Origin of the sequence: Azospirillum fermentarium (assembly GCF_025961205.1) — a bacterium.
Classification (GTDB): Bacteria; Pseudomonadota; Alphaproteobacteria; order Azospirillales; family Azospirillaceae; genus Azospirillum; species Azospirillum fermentarium.
In genome coordinates, this window is record NZ_JAOQNH010000002.1 from 1,038,511 (window position 1) to 1,059,932 (window position 21,422).

A 21,422-nucleotide genomic window follows, 5' to 3' on the forward strand; every position below is an offset into this window, starting at 1 on the left:
AAAGTAATATCACGTATATGTTTCCTGGCTGAAAGGTGTTTTGATTCGGGACGCGGGCGTGAAACAACGTTTTAACTTCTTCTGCATCCTCGTTATTATTTTTTTCCTATCAACGGCCCAGGGCCTGTCCTATGTCTTCATCGACCTTTCGTTGAGCCATATGGGCGCCTCACCCGCGGGCATCGGCCTGAACGCCGCCATGCCGGCCCTGGGATGGCTGGCCGCCGGGCCGTTCCTTCCCTTCCTTCAGCGCCGTTTCGACTTTTCAAAGATCCTGACCTTTCTTCTGGCGCTGTCGCTGGCATCCGCCGTGGCGTTCCGGCTGGTCCCCGGCGCCGATGCCTGGCTGGCCCTTCGTCTGGTTTTCGGCAGCGGCATCGGCATCGCCCTGCGGCTCATCGAGTATTGGATCAACGCCGGCAGCGCGGATGCCCACCGGGGGCGCACCCTGGGGGTTTATTCCGCGGTCTACTGCACCGGGGCCGCGCTGGGGGCGGCGGCCCTGCCCCTCACCGGATACCAGGGATGGGCGCCGGTCCTGACGATGGCCGGGTTACTGGCGGCGGGGCTGGCCGCCGTCCTGGCGGTCCCGGCCCCGCCGCCCCGTTTGCAGCACCGGCCGCACTGGTCCCTGTCTCTGGCAACCGGGCCGGCCTTTCCCGCTCTGGCCGGGGCGCTGGCCTGCGGGATGCTGGAGAGCATCCCCTACACCCTGATGCCGGTGCAGGTGCTGCGGACCGGAGGGGGCGAGACCCTGGCCGCCTGGACCGCCACCGCCTTTCTGCTGGGCGTGCTGGTCTTCCCCGTCCTGGCGGGAATGCTGGCCGACCGGATCGGACAGTCCCCGGTTCTGGTCCTGTGCGGCGGCGTGGCTCTGGTCATTCCGGTGCTCCTGCCGCCATCCCTGCCGGAACCGCCTCTGTTCCTGGCTCTGATGTTCGCCTGGGGCGGGGCTGGGGGAACCATCTACGCCCTGACCCTGGCGGTCATCGGCGCACGGTTCAGGGATGCCGAGCTGTCCGGGGCCAATGCGCTGTTCGGGGTGGCCAACGGGGCCGGGGCCCTGGCCGGGCCGATCCTCAACGGCACCCTCATGGAAATCCACCCCACCCATGGATTGACCGCCACCAGCATGCTCCTCCCCCTGCTGTTCCTGGGGGCGATGGCAACCGTGCCGCTGCTGTGGCGGACGAAGGAGGCCTGATGCCCGACACCAAAGACCGTCAGAAATTTTTCGATGCCGTGGACAGCTTCCGTCAGGCGGACAGCATCGATGATCTGTGGAACCGGCTCCATAGGGTGCTGGCGGATTACGGTGTGGGCGGCATCTTTTACGGTTCGATGGTGCTGCCTTATGTCGGCAACCGCAAGAACCATCAGGCTTTCATCATCAGCAGCTACCGGCAGGATTACCTGGAAGTGAAACTGAGCCCAGAATACCTCGATCACGACCCATATTACAATAGATTGATTTCTGAAAAAAAAGACATTCTTTGGTCTAATATTGGAATATTTGATACATTTAGTGAAATGGAGCTGAAATCAACATACATTGATTTTGATTTCAATATAACAACCGGCGTTACGCTGCCGTTCCAGTTCGCGGGCAACCTGGGGATCAGCGGCTGCTCGCTGCACACCCCCCATCTCTCATGGGGAGAATTCGAGCGTCTCTGGCAGGAGAAGGGACCGCTGGTCCGTCAGATCGTATCGGCCTTCGATGTCTGTATGCGGGAGCGGCACATCCGCGGCATCTATCCCCTGACCCCCCGCGAAACCGAATGCCTGCAATGGCTTGCCAATGGCCTCCGCCCCCAGCAGATCGCCTTCCATCTTGGTACCCACGCCAAGACGGTGGAAAAGCAGATCAGCGATGCCCGTGCCAAGCTCCAGGCCAACAACGCCGCCCAAGCGGTGGCCAAGGCCCTGATACTCGGCTTGATTGAAATCTGATCGTCCTTTGGCTATGGGGAAAATCCCCCAGTTGCCCCTTGACCCCTCCCTTTCTAAGGTCAAGCGGTTTTGAACGAAATCCTCACCGGAACGGGAACATGAGCGACGGCACAGAAGCGTCTCCGCCACTTTCCAGCCGGGAAAAAGAATGCCTTTTCCACCTTGCCCAGGGAATGACAACCGCACGTCTCGCCGAGGCATTGGGAATATCGGAGAAAACGGCGGAAAAACACATAACATCCGCCCGGAAGAAGATAGGAGCGAAAACACGCGAGCATGCGGTTGCTATCGCCATAAGACATAATCTTTTCTGAATTAAATACCACACGAAAACGCCAACGAGCCGTCAAGCGGGCAGGATGTCATCCTGCCCGATTACTTTTCCATTGCCTCTGCCATAACGATCAACATAGGAAATGTACGGATGAAAGCTTTGTATGGGACGCTGCTGGCGGGGGCATCGACGCTGGCGCTGTCGCTCGCCTGGACCGGCACCGCCACCGCCCAGACCGTCACGCTGGATGGAAGCGCAGGAAAGACGTCCTACACTCATTCCGGCACCCTGACGGGCGGCAACGGCAAGGCGGGCACCAGCGGGCTTCAGGGGGCCGGCGGCTCCGGGGACTGGAGCTCGGGCATCCGCGTCACCGGCACCAACATCACGGTCGATGTGGCATCGGGATCGGTCACCGGCGGCGTCGGCGGCAAGGGCGGCGATGCGGCCTCCCCCTACACCGGCGGGTCCGGGGGCAGCAGCTACGGCATCAACGTGCGGGGCGACCGCGCCTCGGTCACCGTCCGTGGGGGCGCCACCGTGTCGGGGGGCACGTCCGGCGACGGCGGCAGCGGCGCCAACGGCGGCAACAGCGGGGAAACCGCGGGTCTGCTGGTCTATGGGAACGACACCACCGTCGTCAATCAGGGCACCATCCAGTCCGGCACCAGCGGCACCGGCGGCAGCGCCCGTACCGCCGGCGGGCGCAACGGGAATTCCCTGGGATCCAACGCCGTGCGCATCGGCCTGGGCCTGAGCGGCACCCCGGGGTACGTGGGCGACCGCACCACGCTGACCAACGGCGGCAGCATCCTGGGCCGCAGCGGGAGCGGGATCGAGGTCTATTCCGCCGATACGGCGATCACCAACACCGGCACGATCTCGACGGACACCGGCCAGGCGGCCATCCTGCTCGCCCCCGGCAGCGGCCTGACCCGGATCACCAACCGGGGGACCATCGTCAACAGCAACGCGTATGACAAGGACAGCCGCTGGGCCATCGGCAATTTCGGCGCCGGGGCCGAGATCACCAACTATGGAACGATCAAGAGCCAATCCTACGACGCTTCCGCGATTTCCAGCACGGGGAAGACGTCCATCGTCAACTACGGCACGATTCTGGGCGGCATCGACACCTCGGCCCGGGGCGATACCCTGACCTTCGACGGCAGCCAGGGCGGCGCCGCGTTCAGCGGCGGCGTCTGGGGCAACACCGAGGAGGCGAACCCCACCCACGCCACCATCTCGTTCCGCAACGGCGTGACCGAGTTCGTTGCGGCGCAGGGGATCGACACGGCCTATGACCGCAGCAACCGCCTGCGCATCGGCGACCAGCCGTCGGTGACCCTGACCGACCTCACCGCGGTGAGCATCACCTCGTCCAACACGGTGACCATCGAACGGGGCGGCGAACTGGCGCTGTCGTCGGCGAACGCCCTGATCAACAGCGACCGGGGCTTCGTCAACAACGGCGTCTTCAATCTGGGCCGCCGCGTCGCCGTGATCGGCGGGTCGGTGCGGGACAACCCCGACGGCACGGTCACCGTCCTGCCCGGCGGTGCCATTTCCGGCAGCGGCGTCATCACGACCAAGGTCGGCTCGGGCCAGCACGGCTACATCATCGCCACCGCCAACCGGGCCGACGACTTTTCCAAGATGACCGTGGTTCCGGTGGTGGAAGGGACCGGGGTCAAGAACGGCTCCTCCTATGTGCTGGTCCAGAACTACGCCGGCACCGCCGCCGCCCCGACGGTGAGCAAGGCCGGCGGCTTCCTGTGGTCCTCGGCCGTCCAGACCGCCAGCGGACAGGTGGACAGCGACGGCGTGTCCTACGGCACCGCCAACAGCAGCATCATCATTTCCGCCTCGGCCAACGAGCTGATCGCCGGGGCCGCCGGCACCAGCGGCGCCCCGGTTCGGGCCCTGGCCGCCTATATGGGGCCGAACCCCGAACTGGCCGCCCTGTCGCAGGCGGTCAACAACCTGACCAGCGAAGCGGAGGTGCGCAAGGCCGGCGCCCAGCTCAGCCCCGAAACCAACGGCGCCACGGCCCAGGCGGCCATGGGCGCGGTCAACCAGGCGCTGACCACCGTCCAGGTCCGCTCCGACGCCGTGCGCACGGCCATGGCCGGCGAAACCGGTGTCGCCACCGGCGACGCACCGCTGACGGTGGGCGTCTGGGGCCAGATCTTCGGCTCCACCGCCACCCAGGGCCGGCGCAACGGCGTGGACGGGTACGGCAGCGACACCTATGGCGTGGCGTTCGGCGCCGACGGCATGGTGACGGACGAGGTGCTGACCGGCGTGTCCCTGGCCTATGCCCGCACCGGGGTGGACGCCGCCGGCGCCCGGACCGGCAGCGGCCAGGACATCGATTCCTGGATCGCCAGCCTGTACGGCACCTACAGCGCCCCGTCGTGGTACGTGGACGGCGCCCTGACGCTGGGGTGGCATGCCTATGACAGCACGCGCGTGGTCAATTTCGCCGGCATCCAGCCGCAGACGGCGCGCGCCTCCTACAACGGCTTCCAGTACGGGGCCAAGGCGGAGGTGGGCGTGCCGCTGGCCGTGGGCGGCGCCACGGTGACCCCGCTGGCCTCGCTGGCGTTCAGCCGGCTGCGGCAGGACGGGTACAGCGAAACCGGCGCCCCCGGGGCCAACCTGTCGGTGGAGGGCACCTCCACCAATTCGCTGAGGTCCGGGCTGGGGGCCAAGGTGTCGCTGGGCGCCCTGCCCGCCGACGGCTGGACGCTGACCCCGACGGCGCGGGCGGTGTGGCTGCACGAATTCAGCAGTTCGGCCCCCGACCAGACCGCCAGCTTCACCGCCGGCAGCACCCCCTTCACCACCACCGGCACCAGCCCGGCCCGCGACCACGCCAACCTCGGCGTCGGGCTGGACGCGGCCCTGTCGGGGCAGGTCACGCTGTCGGCCCGCTACGACGCCGATCTGGCACAGAGCTACGTGGGGCACAGCGGTTCGCTGCAGCTCCGCGTGAAGTTCTGATCCCATGCGGACGGGGTTTGCCCTGGCCCTGTCCGCCCTGGCGGTGTGGCCCTCCCTGATGGGCTGCACCGCCACCGGCCGCCTTGCCGATGCGGACACCATCGCCGCATCGGCGGGGCTGGCGCGCGTGCGGATACCGGCGGCACCGTTCGTGCTGACGGCGTATCTGCGCATCGGCGATCCCGCCGCCCCGGTGTCCGTCTATATCGAGGGCGACGGGCTGGCGTGGCTGTCGCGCACCGAACCGTCGCCCGACCCCACCCCGCGCTCCCCCGTGGCCCTGCGTCTGGCCGCCGCCGATCCCGCGGCCAACGTCGCCTATCTCGCCCGCCCCTGCCAATACACGCCGATGGCGGAGAACCCGGTCTGCGCCCCCGCCTATTGGACCGGCCGCCGCTTCGCGCCCGAGGTGATCGCCGCCACAGGCCGGGCGCTGGACGCCATTGCCGCCCGCACCACGCGGCGGGAGCTGCACCTGACCGGCTATTCCGGCGGGGGGGCGGTGGCGGTCCTGGCGGCGGCGGAGCGGGGCGGCGTGGCGTCCATCCGCACGGTGGCGGGCAATCTGGACCACGGGGCGGTCAACCGCCTTCACCGGGTCAGCCCGTTGAACGGGTCGCTCAACCCCATCGACGCCGCACCACGGGTGGCCCGCATCCCGCAGATTCATTTCAGCGGGGACAAGGACACGGTGGTGCCGCCGTCCATCGCCGCGGGATTCGCCGCCGCCGCCCCGTCGCCGTGCGTGCAGACCCGCACCATCACCGGCGCCACCCACGCCGACGGGTGGGTGGAGCGGTGGCCGGAGTTGCTGGCGCAAACGCCGGCCTGCACGGACGGCCTGGCCCTCAGCCGATCCCCAGCCGCTCCTTCAGCGGCCCCAGGAAACGGCGGCTGACCGGGATCACCGGCCCGCCCGTGGTGTCGATTTCCGCCAGCCCGTCGCCGAGCAGGCGGATTTCACGGATGCGGTCGGGGTTGACCAGGAACTGCCGGTGACAGCGCACCAGGGGGGTGCGCTCCTGCAAGATGTGCAGCGACAACTCGGTGAACAGTTCCCGCCCGTCCGCCGCCAGCACGAACACCCCGCCGGGGCGGGACGCGATGCCCTCCACCTCCTCCAGCTTCAGCAGGACGATGCGGTTCAGGCCGGTGCAGGGGATGTGGCGCAGGGGATCGGGGCTTTTCAGCGGCGCCATGTCCTGCGGCGCCCGGTCCCGGCGCAGGCGGCCCAGGGTCTTGTCCAGCCGCACCGGGTCCAGCGGCTTCAGCAGATAGTCGAAGGCGTTTTCCTCGAACGCGCGCACGGCGTAATCGTCGTGGGCGGTCAGGAACACGATGCGCGGCATGCGGCCGGGGTCCAGCATCCCCACCATCTCCAGCCCGCTGATGCGCGGCATCTGGATGTCCAGGAACACCACGTCGGGGGACAGGCGGTTGATGGCGCCGATGGCCTCCACCGCGTTGGCCGCCTCCCCCACCACCGCCACGTCGGCCACGCCGTCCAGGGCGCGGCGCAGCTCGCCGCGGGCCAGCGGCTCGTCATCGACGATCAGGATCCTCATGGGCGCACCGTTTCGGTCACGGGGGCTTCCTCCAGGGGCAGGCGCAGGGTGACGCGGGTGGACACGTCGGGCACGCAGGCGATGTCCACGCCCCAGCCGTCGCCGTAGCGGTCGCGCACCCGCCGGTCCACGATGGCCATGCCCAGCCCGTCGCCGCCGGGTTTGGGATCGTAGAGGCCGGCGTTGTCCTCCACCACCAGCCGCAGGGCGCCGCCGCCGCGGTCCGCGGAGATGCGCACATGCCCCGGCCCCAGAAGCTGGGAGGTGCCGTGCTTGATGGCGTTCTCCACCAGCGGCTGGAGCGAGAAGGCCGGCAGCATCACCCCGCGCAGTGCGTCGGGCAGGTCGATGTCCACCGTCAGCCGGTCGGCGAAGCGGGCCAGTTCGATCTGGAGATAGGCGTTCACATGCTCCACCTCGTCCGCCAGGGTCACCAGTTCGCTGGGGCGCTTCAGGTTCTTGCGGAAGAAGGTGGACAGGCTCTGCACCAGCGTGCGCGCCCGTTCCGGGTCGATGCGGATGACGGCGGAGATGGTGTTGAGCGCGTTGAACAGGAAATGCGGGTTGACCTGGGCGTGCAGCAGCTTGATTTCCGACTGGGCCAGCAGCGTCTTTTGCCGCTCGTAGCGCCCGGCCAGGATCTGGCCCGACAGCAGCTTGGCGATCCCCTCCCCCAGCGTGCGGTTGATGGTGGAGAAGATGCGGGTCTTCGGCTCGTACAGCTTGACGGTGCCGATCACCTGCCCGCCGTCGCCGGCCAGCGGGATCACCAGCGCCGCCCCCAGCCGGCAGGCCGGGCTGAGGGAGCAGCGGTAGGCCACCTCGTTGCCGTCGGCGTAGATCACGCGGTTCTCGGCGATGGCCCGGTGGGTCATGGGCGAGGTGATGGGGGTGCCCGGCACATGGTGGTCGTCGCCCAGCCCGATGAAGGCCAGGATCTTGTCACGGTCGGTGATGGCCACAGCCCCCACCCCGGTTTCCTCGTAGATGATGCGGGCGACGCGCATGGAGTTTTCCTGGTCGAAGCCCTGGCGCAGCACCCCGTCGCAGCGGGCGGCGATCTGCAGCGCCTTGGCGGAAAAGGCGCTGGACTGACGCTCGGCCAGCGCCCGCCGGTCCACCAGGATCAGCATGAACAGGGCGGCACCCAGCGTGTTGGCGATGATCATGGGGGCGGCCACCACCTGCACCACATGCACCGCCGCCGGGAACGGGCGGGCCACCGCCAGGATGATCAGCATCTGGGTGATTTCCGCCACCAGCGTCACCGCGGCGATGCGCCAGGGGTCGAACAGCGGCTCCACCGTGCCGCGGCGGACGTAATGGCGGTGGACCATGCCGCCGATCAGCCCCTCCGCCACCGTGGACAGGGCGCAGGCCACCGCCGAGATGCCGCCCAGCGACCAGCGGTGCAGCCCCCCGGTCAGCCCCACCGCGAACCCCACCGATGGCCCCCCGAGGATGCCCCCCAGCACGGCGCCGATGGCGCGGGTGTTGGCGATCGAATCGTCGATCTGCAGCCCGAAATAGGTGCCCATGATGCAGAAGATGGAAAAGATGCCGTAGCAGGCCAGCTTGTGCCGCCACCGCACCGTCACCCGCATCACCGGCAGGAACAGCCGGGTGCGGCTGAGCAGATAGGCGATCACCAGATAGACGCACATCTGCTGAAGCAGCGACAGAACCAGGGTCAACGGTTCGGGCGTCATGGCGTTCCCCTGAAAGCGAAAAGGGGGAGGAGGGGACCGGGCGGCCCCCTCCTCCCCCTTCAGAACGCGGAAATCAGGCGTCCGGGCGGTAGTTGGGCGACTCGTTGGTGATGGTGATGTCGTGGACGTGGCTTTCGCGCAGGCCCGCGTTGGTGATGCGCACGAATTCGCAGCTCTGGCGCATGTCGCCGATGGTGGCGTTGCCGGTGTAGCCCATGGCGGCGCGCAGGCCGCCGACGAGCTGGTGGATCACCGCCGACACCGGCCCCTTGTAGGGCACGCGGCCTTCGACACCTTCCGGCACCAGCTTCATGGTGGACACTTCCTGCTGGAAGTAGCGGTCCGCCGAGCCGCGGGCCATGGCGCCCACCGAGCCCATGCCGCGGTAGCTCTTGTACGAGCGGCCCTGGTACAGGATGACCTCGCCGGGGCTTTCGTCGGTGCCGGCGAACAGGCCGCCCAGCATGGCGCAGCTTGCCCCCGCGGCAATGGCCTTGGCCAGATCGCCGGAATACTTGATGCCGCCGTCGGCGATCACCGGAATGCCGTGCTTCTCGCAGACCTCGACCACATCCATGATGGCGGTCAACTGCGGCACGCCGACACCGGCGATGATGCGGGTGGTGCAGATGGAGCCCGGCCCGATGCCCACCTTGATGGCGTCCGCACCGGCGTCGATCAGCGCCTGGGCCGCCGCCCCGGTGGCGACGTTGCCGGCCACCACCTGGGAATAGCTGGGCAGGTTGCGCACGGCCCGGATCTGGTCCAGCACCTTCGACGAATGGCCGTGGGCGGTATCGACCACCAGCACGTCAACGCCGGCGTCGAACAGCGCCTCGGCCCGGCGCAGCCCGTCGGAGCCGGTGCCGGTGGCGGCGGCCACGCGCAGGCGGCCCTTGTCGTCCTTGCAGGCGTTGGGATAGGCCTGGGCCTTTTCGATGTCCTTCACGGTCATCAGGCCGATGCAGCGATAATCCTCGTCCACCACCAGCAGCTTTTCGATGCGGTGATAGTGCAGCAGCCGCTTGGCCTCGTCCTGGCCCACACCTTCGCGCACGGTGACCAGTTCCTTGGTCATCAGTTCGCTGACCGGCTGCTTGGGATCGCTGGCGAAGCGCACGTCGCGGTTGGTCAGGATGCCGACCAGCTTGCCCGACCCGCGGGCGTCCATGCTCTCCACCACCGGAATGCCGGAGATGCGGTAGGCCGACATCAGCTGGAGCGCGTCGGCCAGGGTGGCGCCGGGGGTGACGGTGATGGGGTTGACCACCATGCCGGATTCGTACCGCTTGACCTTGCGGACCTCTTCGGCCTGACGCTCGATGTCGAGGTTGCGGTGGACCACGCCGATGCCGCCGGCCTGGGCGAGCGCGATGGCAAGACCGCTTTCGGTCACCGTGTCCATGGCCGACGACAGAAGCGGGATGCCCAACTCGATGGTCTTCGTCAGCCGCGTGCGCGTGTCCACGTCGCCGGGCAGCACCGACGAGGCCGCCGGTACGAGAAGAACATCGTCAAAGGTCAGTGCTTCGCGGATTTTGGTGTCGCGCGCCATGGCCCGTCTCCTGCTGAAATTCGCGGCACTATACACAAGACGTGGCACTTGTGAAGGTGCCAGACCCACTATCCCTCGGGTCCGGCCCCGCCGCCGGATGCAGCCCAGCCATGCCGTGCGGACAGACGCCGGACCGCACCACGGCTCACTCCCCGTCCCGGTTGTCCTCGTCCGTCCGCTTCGCGGCACCGCCGCGGAACCCCGTCGCCACCAGATAGGTTTCGGAGGAATCAGCGCGGCTGGCCGCCGGCTTGGCGTGGCGCACGATGGCGAAATCGCGCTTCAGCCGGTCCAGCAGATCCCGTTCCGCCCCCCCCTGGAACAGCTTGCAGACAAAGGCGCCGCCGGGGGCCAGAACCTCTTCGGCGAAATCATACGCCGCCTCGGCCAGACCCATGATGCGCAGATGGTCGGTCTGGGCGTGGCCGGTTGTGGGCGCGGCCATGTCGCTCAGCACCACGTCCGCCGGACCGCCCAGCGCCGCCTTCAGCCGGCCGGGCGCCGTCTCGTCCAGGAAATCCGCCTGCATGGTGATGGCGCCCGGCACCTCGTCCATCTCCAGGATGTCCAGGCCGACCACCTGCCCGCCACCGGTGCTGCTGTTGGAGCGCACCCGCTCCACCGCCACCTGGGTCCAGCCGCCGGGGGCGGCCCCCAGATCGACCACCCGCCGGCCCGGCGCCAGCAGGCGGAACTTGTCGTCAAGCTGCAGCAGCTTGAACGCCGCGCGGGAGCGGAAGCCGCGCTTCTGAGCCTCGGCCACATAGGGGTCGTTCAACTGGCGCTCCAGCCAGCGGGCGGACGACACCGACCGCTTCTTGGCCGTCTTCACCCGGACGGCGGCTTGACGGCCACCCGGCCGCGAGGAGCGTTTTTCTGTCATGACTCGATGCTTTCCCGTCGGACACCCCCCATCAACGGCGGGAGACGCCCATCAATTCCACCAGAATGCCTTCACGCAGGCCGCGGTCGGCGATGCGCAGGCGTTCCACCGGGCAGCAACCGCAGATGGCTTCCAGCACGGCACAGCCGGCGATGACCAGATCGGCGCGTTCCTGCCCGATGCAGGGATGCCGCGCCCGGCCGGCAAAGTCCAGCTTCATCAGATGGCGGATGACCGAACGGGCGTGATCCAGCCGCAGATAACTGCCGTCGATGGTGCGGCGGTCGTAGCGGCTCAACCCCAGATGCAGGCCCGCCAGCGTCGTCACGGTGCCCGACGTGCCCAGGAGTTGCACCCCATCCTCTTCCTGATGGCGGCGGATGGCGTTGCGGGCTTCGAACGGTTCGATCTCGGCGATGATCGATTCCACCATGTTGCGGTACTGGGCCGACGGGATGCGGTCGCCGCCGTAGCGTTCGGTCAGGCTGATGACGCCGCAGCGGATCGACACCTGATCCAGCACCGTGGGCGCCTGCCCCGGCTCCACCCGCAGCCACATCAGTTCGGTGGAGCCGCCGCCGATGTCGAACACCAGGGCATAGGGGATGGCCGGGTCCAGCAGCGGGGCGCAGCCGGCCAGCGCCAGCCGTCCTTCCTCCTGGCTGGAGATGATTTCGATGGCGATGCCGGTTTCCCGCCCCACCACGTCGAGGAAATCGCCGCAGTTGCGCGCCCGCCGGCACGCCTCCGTCGCCACGGCGCGGATGGAGGTGACGCCGCGCTTGCGGATCTTGGTGCCGCAGACGTGCAAGGCCGCCATGGTCCGTTCGATGGCGGCATCCGACAGCTTTTCGTTGCGGCTGATGCCCTCGCCCAGACGGACGATGCGGGAAAAGGCGTCGATGACGCGGAAGCCCCCCGGCGTGTGGGCCGGGCGGGCAATCAGCAGGCGGCAGTTGTTGGTGCCCAGATCCAGCGCGGCAAAGACGGGGCGCGGCGCCGGGGATGATAATCCCCGGTGCGCGATGCCGCCCACCTCTCTGCCGCTGCACAGTTCCACCCGCGTTCCTCCCTGTCCCCCGATGGGGATGTTCGAAACCGCAAGTGTATCCTTTACGTCATCGTCCGCGTACCCTTGCTTTCGGCAAATACGCGGCTATCCCCCCGCGCCGTGGTGTCGCAGGCGGATGATCCGATGGGGTGATGTTTTGCAGGGCGCGAAGACTTCGCAGGAAAACGGCCCCTTTCCGGTCTGGAAAGGGGCCGTCCGGCCTTACCCTTCGATGCGGGAGAAATCCGCCACGCTGTTCAGCGTCGCCCGGATCCGCCCCAGCAGGCGCAGGCGGTTGACGCGCAGGGCCGCATCGTCCGCGTTCACCGTCACCTTGTCGAAGAAGGCGTCCACCGGACCGCGCAGGGCCGCCAGGGCGGCCATGGTGCCGGCGAAATCCTCCCGCTCCAGCAGCGGCCCGGCGGCCTGCGCCGCCGAGTCGAGGGCGGCGGACAGCGCCTTTTCCTCGTCCTGGGCCAGCAGGGCGGCGTCCGGGGCGGCATCATGGGTGATGCCGTCCTTCTTCTCTTCGATGCGGACGATGTTGCTGGCCCGCTTGTAGGCGGTCAACAGGTTCGCCCCGTCCTCCGACCCGACGAAGGCCTGCAGCGCCTGCACCCGCGCCAGCAGGCGGACCAGATCGTCCTCCCCGCCCAGCGCGAACACCGCGTCGATCAGGTCGTGGCGCACACCCTGGTCGCGCAGCACCACCTTCAGACGGTCGGCGAAGAAGCCCACCAGATCCTTGGACACGGTGGCGGCGTCGGCCAGCCCGTCCACCTGATACAGCCGGTGCGATGCCTGGAACAGCGCGGTCAGCGGCAGGCGCAGCCCGTTTTCCAGGATCAGCCGGATGATGCCCAGTGCGGCGCGGCGCAGCGCGTAGGGATCCTTCGAGCCCGTGGGCTTCTCGTCGATGGCGAAGAATCCCGCCAGCGTGTCGATCTTGTCGGCCAGCGCCACCGCCACCGACACCGGGGCCGTGGGGCAGGTGTCGTTGGGGCCCAGCGGCTTGTAATGGTCGGCGATGGCCGCCGCCACGTCCGCCCGCTCGCCCTCGCCGATGGCGTAGTAGCGGCCCATCACCCCCTGAAGCTCGGGGAACTCGCCCACCACGCCGGTGACCAGATCGGCCTTGGCCAGCAAGGCCGCGCTGCGCACCGCGTCCACGTCGGCGCCGGGGATGGCATCGGCGATCTCGGCGGCCAGGGTCTGGACGCGGGTGATCTTGTCGGCCACCGTGCCCAGGCGGGCGTGGAAGGTGATGTCGGCCAGCGCCGGCACCCGTTCCTCCAGCTTGGTCTTGCGGTCGAGATCCCAGAAGAACTTGGCATCCGACAGGCGGGCGCGCAGCACGCGCTCGTTGCCGGCCACCACCGCCTTGCCGCCGTCGGCGGTCACCATGTTGGCGACGACGATGAAGCGCGGCGCCATCCGGCCCTGATGGTCCAGAGCGGCAAAATACTTCTGGTGCGTGCGCATGGAGGTGATGAGCACCTCCGCCGGCACGTCCATGAACGCCTCGTCGATGGCGCCCATCAGCACCACCGGCCATTCCACCAGCCCGCACACCTCGTCCAGCAGCCCGTCGTCGGGGGACAGGACCAGCCCGGCCTCGGTGCACAGCGCCTCGGCGTCGGCCTGGATCTTGCGGCGGCGCTCGGCGCGGTCCAGCAGCACGTGCGCGCCGCGCAGCTTGGCCTGATAATCGGCAAACGAGGTGACGGTGAAGGCATCCGGGGCCAGGAAGCGATGGCCGCGGGTGCTGTTGCCGAAGACCACCGGCGTCTCGCCGCCGCCCAGCGCCACGGCACCGGGGATCACCTGCCCGTCGAACAGGGCGATGATGGAATGCAGCGGACGCACCCAGCGCACGGTGCCGGTGGACCAGCGCATGGACTTGGGCCACGGCAGCTCGGCGGCCACCGCGGTCAGGATCTCGCCCAGCACCGCGGCGGTGGCGCGGCCCTTCTTTTCGATGACCGCGAACCAGAACACGCCCTTGCCGGTGTCGCGCTGTTCGCACTGGTCCAGGCTGGCCAGCCCGGCGGACTTCAGGAAGCCCTGCACCGCCTGTTCGGGGGCACCGACGCGCGGCCCCTTTTTCTCCTCGCGCACGTCGGGCTGCTGGGCCGGCAGGCCATCGACCACCAGCGCCAGACGGCGCGGCGTGGAATGGGCGTCGGCGCGGGCGAAGTCCAGGCCCGCCGCCTTGAGCTTGGCGGTGACCAGCGCCTTCAGATCGTCGGCGGCCCGCGCCTGCATGCGGGCGGGGATCTCTTCGGAGAAGAATTCAATGAGAAATTCCGACATGGCGCTCACTTCGCTCCCGTCCACGCTTCGCAGCAGGCCTTCGCCAGCGCGCGCACGCGGCCGATGTAGGCGGCACGCTCCACGACGCTGATGACGCCGCGGGCATCCAGAAGGTTGAAGAGGTGGGATGCCTTGATGCACTGGTCATAGGCGGGCAGCGCCACGCCCTTGGCCACCAGCGCCTGGCATTCGGCCTCCGCATCCTTGAAATGCTGGAGGAGCGCCTCGGTGTTGGCGTGTTCGAAGTTGTAGGCGGAATATTCCCGTTCCGCCCGCAGGAACACGTCGCCGTACTTCACGCCCGTGCCGTTGAAATCCAGGTCATAGACGTTCTCCACGCCCTGGACGTACATGGCCAGACGCTCCAGCCCATAGGTCAGCTCGACCGAGATGGGGTCGCATTCGATGCCGCCCACCTGCTGGAAATAGGTGAACTGCGTCACCTCCATCCCGTCGCACCACACCTCCCAGCCCAGGCCCCAGGCGCCCAGCGTCGGGCTTTCCCAATCGTCCTCGACGAAGCGGATGTCGTGCAGCGCCGGGTCGATGCCCAGCACCTTCAGGCTTTCCAGATAAAGCTCCTGCGCGTTGGCGGGCGACGGCTTCAGGATCACCTGGTACTGGTAATAGTGCTGCAGGCGGTTGGGATTCTCGCCATAGCGCCCGTCCTTGGGCCGGCGGGACGGCTGCACATAGGCCGCGCGCCATTCCCGGTCCGGCCCCAGCGCCCGGAGCGTGGTGGCGGGATGGAAGGTGCCGGCCCCGACCTCCATGTCGTAGGGCTGGAGGATCACGCAGCCCTGTTCCGACCAGAACTGGTGCAGCTTGAGGATCAGGGCCTGAAAGCTCAGGGCTTTGGTGTTCGCGCTGGACGGCGCCATGGGCGGTCACATGACTTGGATGGTGGCAAAAGCGCGCGGAACGATACGCGGCGCACCCCGCGGAATCAAGCCGTCACGCTCAGGATTTCCACCTTCCCGTACCCCGCACCCACCCGCCACCCGGCCAAATGCCGCAGGGCGGCAGCGCCGTTCACTCGCCCATCGGTCGGTGATACGCTTCGGATCCATTGACGCTGGGTGGAAACGTCATAGCTCTGACAAAAGAGAAGGTGCTGTGCACACCCTCCATAACAATCAACATAACCTTAACGGGAAGGATCGTTGCCCATGACCACTGTCGCTTCTGTTCTGAACACCAAGGGCCGCACCGTCGTCACCATCCTGCCGTCTGAAACCGTGGGCAAGGCCGCGGCCCTGCTGAATGAAAAGCGGATCGGTGCCGTGGTCGTGCGCGACGTGCGCGGCAAGCTGGCCGGCATCCTGTCGGAACGCGACATCGTGCGCGCCGTGGCGGCCAAGGGCGCGACGGCGCTCGATTCCCGTGTCGAGGATCTGATGACCAAGGAGGTCAAGACCTGCCTGCCCACCGACACCATCAAGGATCTGATGCAGACCATGACCCTGCGCCGCCACCGCCACGTGCCGGTGTGCGACGCCAACGGCGATCTGCTGGGCATCGTGTCCATCGGCGACGTGGTGAAGGCCCGCCTGGACGAGCAGGCCCACGAGGTGGCCGTCCTGCGCGACATCACGCTGGTGAAAGGCTAAACGGCCCCCCCCTCTTCCCGGCAGGAAAAGGGGGGCCCCTCTCTTATCCCACCTGACCAAAGGCAATCCCTTCCACCACCCGGATAGGCCTGATCATCCGGGTTTGCACAACGTGCAACCGGCGGCGTGGATGGACGGCGAAAGGCTCTACTCCCATGATCGGGGCTGACGGGCTTCACCGCGGCACACATATCCTTGCCGATGAGTGCCGTGCCAGAGGTTGAGCCATGCCCGCCCCATCCACGCTTCCGCCCTCCTTCCCGTCCCTGGACCGCCTGACCGTTCTGATGGTCGAAGACGACGGGCTGTTGCGCCACGGCCTGCGTGAAACGCTGAGGCTGTGGGGTATCCGCGTCATCGCCGCCGCCGATGGAGAGGAGGCCAAGGCCGTGCTGCGCCGGCAACTGGTCGATCTGGTCATCACCGATTGGATGATGGCCCCCACCGGCGGCGCGGCGCTGGTCCGCTGGGTGCGCACCAGCCCCGACAGCCTGCGGCCCGCCACCCCCATTCTGGTGCTGACCGGCAACACCGATCTGGGCACCGTGCGCACCGCCTGGGATACCGGTGTCACCGCCGTTCTTGCCAAGCCCATCGCCCCGGCGGAACTGCTGCGCCGCATCGAAACGGCGCTGAACCGCCCGACCCGCTCCGCCCTGCCCGCTCTTGTCCAGACGGCGGACGAGCCGGACCGCGGCGCCGAGCGGCAGCGGCTGGTCCGCGCGCTCGACCGGCTGGAGGCGGAAATGGCCCGGCCCCGGCGCGACCTGCTGCGGCTGACCTCCGCCATTCTGGAGGTGGAGCGGACGGCCCGCGGCCTGCCCGGCGTCGCCGACATCGCCGCGTCCCTCTCCGCCTGCCTCAACGGGGTGGGGGCGGGGGCCCAGGGGTTTCTGGACGCCATCGACGCCCATCTGGCGGCCCTGCGCTGGGCGCTGGCGAACGCCGCCGACGGCACCGCCACCGCCCCCGGCCTGCCCGCCCGCGACAGTCTGGTGGCGTGCCTGCGCGCCACCGTCCGCGCCCTGTCGGCCCGGCCCGGCGCATCGGTTCCCCCCACCCAGTGATCCCCGGAAAGACCCGCCGGAAAAAGGGGTGAGTGCGGGAATTACCCGGCCCGCCATCCGATCCCTATATTCCTTCCCAGGGCACCGGCCCCTTCGTGTGGTTCCTTGCTTTTTGCGTGCGGCCCCAAAAGGGCGGTTGCCGCATAGGACAGTGCCTATTACCTTTCTATCCACAAAACAAAAAAGCCTGACCGTATTAACGGCAGTGTTTCAGGACGGGGAAGGAAAACATGGCTCTTGCAACAGTCTCCCTCGAGGACAAGTACGCCCTGGAACAGGGGCGGGTCTATCTTACCGGAACCCAGGCCCTTGTGCGGCTGCCTATGTTGCAGCGCCAAAGAGATCTTGCGGCGGGACTCAACACCGGATGTTTTATTTCGGGATACCGCGGATCGCCGTTGGGAAGTGTTGACCAGAACCTCTGGAACGCCCGAAAGTTTCTCGAAAAAAATCACATCGTGTTCCAGCCCGGCGTCAACGAGGAGCTGGGTGCGACCGCCGTCTGGGGCAGCCAGCAGGTGGGCATGTTCCCCGGCGCCACGTACGACGGCGTGTTCGCCATGTGGTACGGCAAGGGGCCGGGCGTTGACCGCTCCGGCGACGTGCTGAAGCACGGCAACGCCGCCGGCACCGCGCGCCACGGCGGCGTGCTGGTGCTGGCCGGCGACGACCATGCGTGCAAGTCCTCCACCTTCCCGCACCAGTCGGAACACGCCTTCGTTCATGCCATGATCCCGGAACTGAACCCGGCGGGCGTGCAGGAGATCCTGGACTACGGCCTGATCGGCTGGGCCATGAGCCGCTATTCCGGCTGCTGGATCGGCATGAAGACCATCGCCGAGACGGTGGACAGCTCCGCCTCCGTCACCATCGACCCGCACCGGGTGCCGATGGTCCTTCCCACCGATTTCCCCATGCCGCCCGGCGGCCTGAACATCCGCTGGCCCGACCCGCCGCTGGAGCAGGAATACCGGCTGATGAAGCACAAGCTGTACGCCGCCCTGGCGTTCGCGCGTGCCAACCGGCTGGACCGGGTGGTGATCTCCTCGGCCCGCCCGCGGCTGGGCATCGTCACCACCGGCAAATCCTATCTCGACGTGCGCCAGGCGTTCGACGAGCTGGGCATCTCCGAGGAGATGGCGTCGGATCTCGGCGTCACCGTCTACAAGGTCGGCATGCCCTGGCCGCTGGAACGCGACGGCGTGCGCCACTTCGCCGAGGGTCTGGAAGAGATCATCGTGGTGGAGGAAAAGCGCGCCGTCATCGAGAACCAGTTGAAGGAACAGCTTTACAACTGGCACCCCGACGTGCGCCCCCGCGTGGTTGGCAAGTTCGACGAACAGGGCGAATGGATCCTGCCGTCGGCGGGCGAGCTGTCGCCGGCCCAGATCGGCGTGGTGATCGGGCGGCGCCTGCTGGCCTTCGTCGAGAACGACACCATCCGCCAGCGCGTGGCCTTCCTCGACGCCCAGGAAAAGCAGAAGGCCCATGTGGCGCGGGTGGCGCGCAAGCCGACCTTCTGCTCCGGCTGTCCGCACAACACCTCCACCGTGGTGCCGGACGGCAGCCGGGCGCTGGGCGGCATCGGCTGCCATTACATGGCGACGTGGCTGGACCGCAAGACCGACACCTTCACCCAGATGGGCGGCGAAGGCGTGCCGTGGGTGGGGCAGGCGCCGTTCACCAAGGAAAAGCACATCTTCGCCAATCTGGGCGACGGCACCTATTACCATTCCGGCATCCTGGCGATCCGTCAGGCCATCGCCGCCAAGGTGAACATCACCTACAAGATCCTGTTCAACGACGCGGTGGCCATGACCGGCGGCCAGCCGGTGGACGGCACCCTGACCATCCCCGCCCTGGCCGCCCAGTTGGCGGCGGAGGGGGTCAACCGCATCACCGTGGTGTCGGACGAGCCGGAGAAATACGGCATCGGCGCCGGCCTGCCCCCCTTCACCAAGGTCGAGCACCGCGACGACCTGGACCGCGTGCAGCGCGAGATGCGGGAGGAGGCCGGCGTCACCGTCCTGATCTACGACCAGACCTGCGCGGCGGAAAAGCGCCGCCGCCGCAAGCGCGGCAAGATGGCCGACCCCGCCCGCCGGGTGGTCATCAACGAGCTGGTGTGCGAATCCTGCGGCGACTGCTCGGCCAAGTCCAACTGTGTCTCCATCGTGCCGGTGGACACCGAATTCGGGCGCAAGCGCCAGATCGACCAGTCGAGCTGCAACAAGGACATGTCGTGCCTGAAGGGCTTTTGCCCGTCCTTCGTGACGGTGGAGGGGGGCACGCTGCGCAAGCCCCAGCCCATGGGCAAGGACGGGCCGGACATCGGCGGCCTGCCCCAGCCCGCCCTGCCCGACATTTCGGTGCGGCCGTGGAGCATCTACATCACCGGCGTCGGCGGCACCGGCGTGGTGACCGTGGGCGCCCTGATGGGCATGGCCGCCCATCTGGAGGGCAAGGGTGTGGGCGTGCTGGACATGACCGGCCTGGCCCAGAAGGGCGGTGCGGTCACCACCCACATCCGCATCGGCAGGACGCCGGAGGACATCCACGCCGTGCGCATCGCCGCCGGTGGGGCGGATGCGGTGATCGGCTGCGACATCGTGGTGGCCGCCGCCGGCGACGGGCTGTCCAAGATGGCGGCGGGCCGGACGCGGGCGGTGCTGAACACCCATGAATCCATCACCGCCGACTTCACCAAACAGCGCGACCTGACCATTCCCGTGGCCGATCTGGTGGGCGATGTGCAGCGGGCGTGCGGCGGCACGGAGATGGTCAGCGTGGCCGACGCCACCCGCCTTGCCACCGCGCTTTTGGGCGACAGCATCGCCACCAACCCGTTCATGCTGGGCTTCGCGTGGCAGAAGGGTCTGATCCCCCTGTCGGCGGAGGCGCTGCTGAAGGCCATCGAGTTGAACGGGGCGGCGGTGGCGATGAACCGCAACGCCTTCAACTGGGGCCGTCTGGCGGCCCACAGCATGGCGGCGGTGGAGGTGGCGGCAGCGCCCGCCGCCGTTCCCGGCGACGTGATCGGCGGCTATCACCGCCTGTCCCAGAGCATCGACGACGTGATCTCCCGCCGCGAGACGTTTCTGACCGACTATCAGGACGCCGCCTATGCCGCCCGCTACCGCGCCATTGTGGACCGCGTGCGGCGGGTGGAGGGCGAACGGGTGCCCGGCAGCACCGGTCTGACCGACGCCGTGGCCCGCAGCCTGTTCAAGCTGATGGCGTACAAGGACGAGTACGAGGTGGCGCGGCTCTACACCGAAACCGGCTTTGTCGAGCAGGTGGGGCGGATGTTCGAGGGCGACTGGTCGCTGACCTTCCACCTCGCCCCGCCGCTCTTGGGCGACACGGACGAAAACGGCGGCGAACCGAAAAAGCGCACCTATGGCCCGTGGATGCTGAAGGCGCTGAAACTGCTGGCCAAGGGCCGCCGGCTGCGCGGCACGGCGCTGGACCCCTTCGGCTGGTTGCCGGAGCGGCGCACCGAACGTGACCTGATCGCGGCGTTCGAACGCACGGTGGACACGCTGCTGTCGGGGCTGAACCGGGGCAACCACGGGATAGCGGTGGAGATCGCCCGCCTGCCGCTGGACATCCGCGGCTATGGCCCGGTGAAGGACCGCGCGGTGACGGCGGTGCGGGCGAAGGAGGCGTCGCTGATGATGGCCTTCCACGCCCCGGCGGAACAGCCCATGGCGGCGGAATGACGCCATCGGTGATTTGCCGATGATGGGACGGTGGCCCTATACTCGGGGCCACCGTTTTCTTATTCCGGCCTTGGTTCGATGACAAAGACTGCTGAGACCCCTGCCCTCTCCCCCGTCCCCGCCTGCCCCGTGTGCGGCCGGCCGGCGGCGGCAGAGACCCGCCCGTTCTGTTCCCGCCGCTGCGCCGACGTGGATCTGGCCCGCTGGCTGGGCGGCGTGTACCGGGTGGAAACCGACGAAAGGGCTGACGAGAATTTTGACGGATGAGAGGATTTTTCCTCTGGACAGGGTGAGCCGACTTCTCTAAAAAGCGCCCCACGACGCATCTGGCGGGCACACGCTCTGCCAGACGCTCGGTGCCCAGGTAGCTCAGTTGGTAGAGCAGGGGACTGAAAATCCCCGTGTCGGCGGTTCGATTCCGTCCCTGGGCACCATTTCCTCATATCGCGCACGCGATCTGGTGACGAGCAAAGCGCTCGGCCACCCGCCCGGCGCCCAGGTAGCTCAGTTGGTAGAGCAGGGGACTGAAAATCCCCGTGTCGGCGGTTCGATTCCGTCCCTGGGCACCACCCCTTCCCATTGAAAAAATTTATGGCTCGGGTGGTGCCGCCCTTACCCACAGGCGGCAAATGGTTTTTCGTCGCGCCGCGCAAAACCAGAAATAACCCAATATAATCAATGTGTTGCGTCGGGCCGCATTTTGCCCAACCGCAC

Annotated in this window: 16 protein-coding genes and 2 tRNA genes; 11 read left to right on the forward strand and 7 right to left on the reverse strand. The window is 67.8% G+C overall.

What is annotated here, in order from left to right:
* Positions 1 to 58: 58 nt before the first annotated feature.
* The 5 genes from M2352_RS19450 to M2352_RS19470 all read left to right on the forward strand — a co-directional run bounded on the left by M2352_RS19450 (position 59) and on the right by M2352_RS19470 (position 6,131).
* Positions 59 to 1,204 (forward strand): MFS transporter, encoded by a 1,146-nt coding sequence (locus tag M2352_RS19450; protein ID WP_264666158.1) that lies wholly within the window; start codon positions 59 to 61, stop codon positions 1,202 to 1,204.
* Positions 1,204 to 1,953, forward strand: a complete 750-nt coding sequence (locus M2352_RS19455) for a helix-turn-helix transcriptional regulator (protein ID WP_264666159.1) — start codon at positions 1,204 to 1,206, stop codon at positions 1,951 to 1,953. The genes M2352_RS19450 and M2352_RS19455 overlap by 1 nt, the downstream gene beginning before the upstream one ends.
* Positions 1,954 to 2,051: 98 nt before the next feature.
* Positions 2,052 to 2,267, forward strand: coding sequence for a response regulator transcription factor (locus M2352_RS19460; protein ID WP_264666160.1), 216 nt, complete (start codon positions 2,052 to 2,054; stop codon positions 2,265 to 2,267).
* 110 nt (positions 2,268 to 2,377) lie between these two features.
* Positions 2,378 to 5,233 (forward strand): autotransporter outer membrane beta-barrel domain-containing protein, encoded by a 2,856-nt coding sequence (locus M2352_RS19465; protein ID WP_264666161.1) that lies wholly within the window; start codon positions 2,378 to 2,380, stop codon positions 5,231 to 5,233.
* A gap of 4 nt (positions 5,234 to 5,237) precedes the next feature.
* The gene (locus tag M2352_RS19470) at positions 5,238 to 6,131 is read left to right on the forward strand and encodes an alpha/beta hydrolase (protein ID WP_264666162.1); all 894 of its coding nucleotides are present in this window, start codon (positions 5,238 to 5,240) and stop codon (positions 6,129 to 6,131) included.
* On the opposite strand, the gene btsR is transcribed toward M2352_RS19470, so the two are convergent.
* The 7 genes from btsR to M2352_RS19505 all read right to left on the reverse strand — a co-directional run bounded on the left by btsR (position 6,082) and on the right by M2352_RS19505 (position 15,190).
* A complete protein-coding gene (gene btsR / locus M2352_RS19475) occupies positions 6,082 to 6,798 on the reverse strand; it encodes a two-component system response regulator BtsR (protein WP_264666163.1) in 717 nt (238 codons plus the stop codon). The genes M2352_RS19470 and btsR overlap by 50 nt on opposite strands.
* The gene (locus tag M2352_RS19480) at positions 6,795 to 8,507 is read right to left on the reverse strand and encodes a sensor histidine kinase (RefSeq protein WP_264666164.1); all 1,713 of its coding nucleotides are present in this window, start codon (positions 8,505 to 8,507) and stop codon (positions 6,795 to 6,797) included. The genes btsR and M2352_RS19480 overlap by 4 nt, the downstream gene beginning before the upstream one ends.
* Before the next feature lie 73 nt (positions 8,508 to 8,580).
* Entirely contained in the window at positions 8,581 to 10,062 is a 1,482-nt protein-coding gene (gene guaB, locus M2352_RS19485; protein WP_264666165.1) for an IMP dehydrogenase, read from the reverse strand.
* 145 nt (positions 10,063 to 10,207) lie between these two features.
* The gene (locus M2352_RS19490; protein WP_264666166.1) at positions 10,208 to 10,945 is read right to left on the reverse strand and encodes an RlmE family RNA methyltransferase; all 738 of its coding nucleotides are present in this window, start codon (positions 10,943 to 10,945) and stop codon (positions 10,208 to 10,210) included.
* A 31-nt stretch (positions 10,946 to 10,976) separates the two neighbouring features.
* Positions 10,977 to 12,005, reverse strand: coding sequence for a Ppx/GppA phosphatase family protein (locus M2352_RS19495; RefSeq protein WP_264666167.1), 1,029 nt, complete (start codon positions 12,003 to 12,005; stop codon positions 10,977 to 10,979).
* Positions 12,006 to 12,218: 213 nt separating this feature from the next.
* Positions 12,219 to 14,309 (reverse strand): glycine--tRNA ligase subunit beta, encoded by a 2,091-nt coding sequence (glyS, locus tag M2352_RS19500; protein WP_264666168.1) that lies wholly within the window; start codon positions 14,307 to 14,309, stop codon positions 12,219 to 12,221.
* A 5-nt stretch (positions 14,310 to 14,314) separates the two neighbouring features.
* The gene (locus M2352_RS19505; protein ID WP_264666169.1) at positions 14,315 to 15,190 is read right to left on the reverse strand and encodes a glycine--tRNA ligase subunit alpha; all 876 of its coding nucleotides are present in this window, start codon (positions 15,188 to 15,190) and stop codon (positions 14,315 to 14,317) included.
* Positions 15,191 to 15,478: 288 nt separating this feature from the next.
* Here M2352_RS19505 and M2352_RS19510 point away from each other — a divergent pair, with 288 nt between their 5' ends.
* The 6 genes from M2352_RS19510 to M2352_RS19535 all read left to right on the forward strand — a co-directional run bounded on the left by M2352_RS19510 (position 15,479) and on the right by M2352_RS19535 (position 21,277).
* On the forward strand, positions 15,479 to 15,919 hold the full coding sequence (locus M2352_RS19510; RefSeq protein WP_264666170.1) for a CBS domain-containing protein: 441 nt from the start codon (positions 15,479 to 15,481) through the stop codon (positions 15,917 to 15,919).
* Positions 15,920 to 16,146: 227 nt separating this feature from the next.
* On the forward strand, positions 16,147 to 16,986 hold the full coding sequence (locus M2352_RS19515; protein ID WP_264666171.1) for a response regulator: 840 nt from the start codon (positions 16,147 to 16,149) through the stop codon (positions 16,984 to 16,986).
* Between the two features lie 230 nt (positions 16,987 to 17,216).
* Positions 17,217 to 20,708, forward strand: a complete 3,492-nt coding sequence (locus M2352_RS19520; protein WP_264666172.1) for an indolepyruvate ferredoxin oxidoreductase family protein — start codon at positions 17,217 to 17,219, stop codon at positions 20,706 to 20,708.
* A 78-nt stretch (positions 20,709 to 20,786) separates the two neighbouring features.
* A complete protein-coding gene (locus M2352_RS19525) occupies positions 20,787 to 20,975 on the forward strand; it encodes a DNA gyrase inhibitor YacG (RefSeq protein ID WP_264666173.1) in 189 nt (62 codons plus the stop codon).
* Between the two features lie 91 nt (positions 20,976 to 21,066).
* Positions 21,067 to 21,142, forward strand: a tRNA-Phe gene (locus tag M2352_RS19530).
* 59 nt (positions 21,143 to 21,201) lie between these two features.
* Positions 21,202 to 21,277, forward strand: a tRNA-Phe gene (locus tag M2352_RS19535).
* Positions 21,278 to 21,422: the final 145 nt, after the last annotated feature.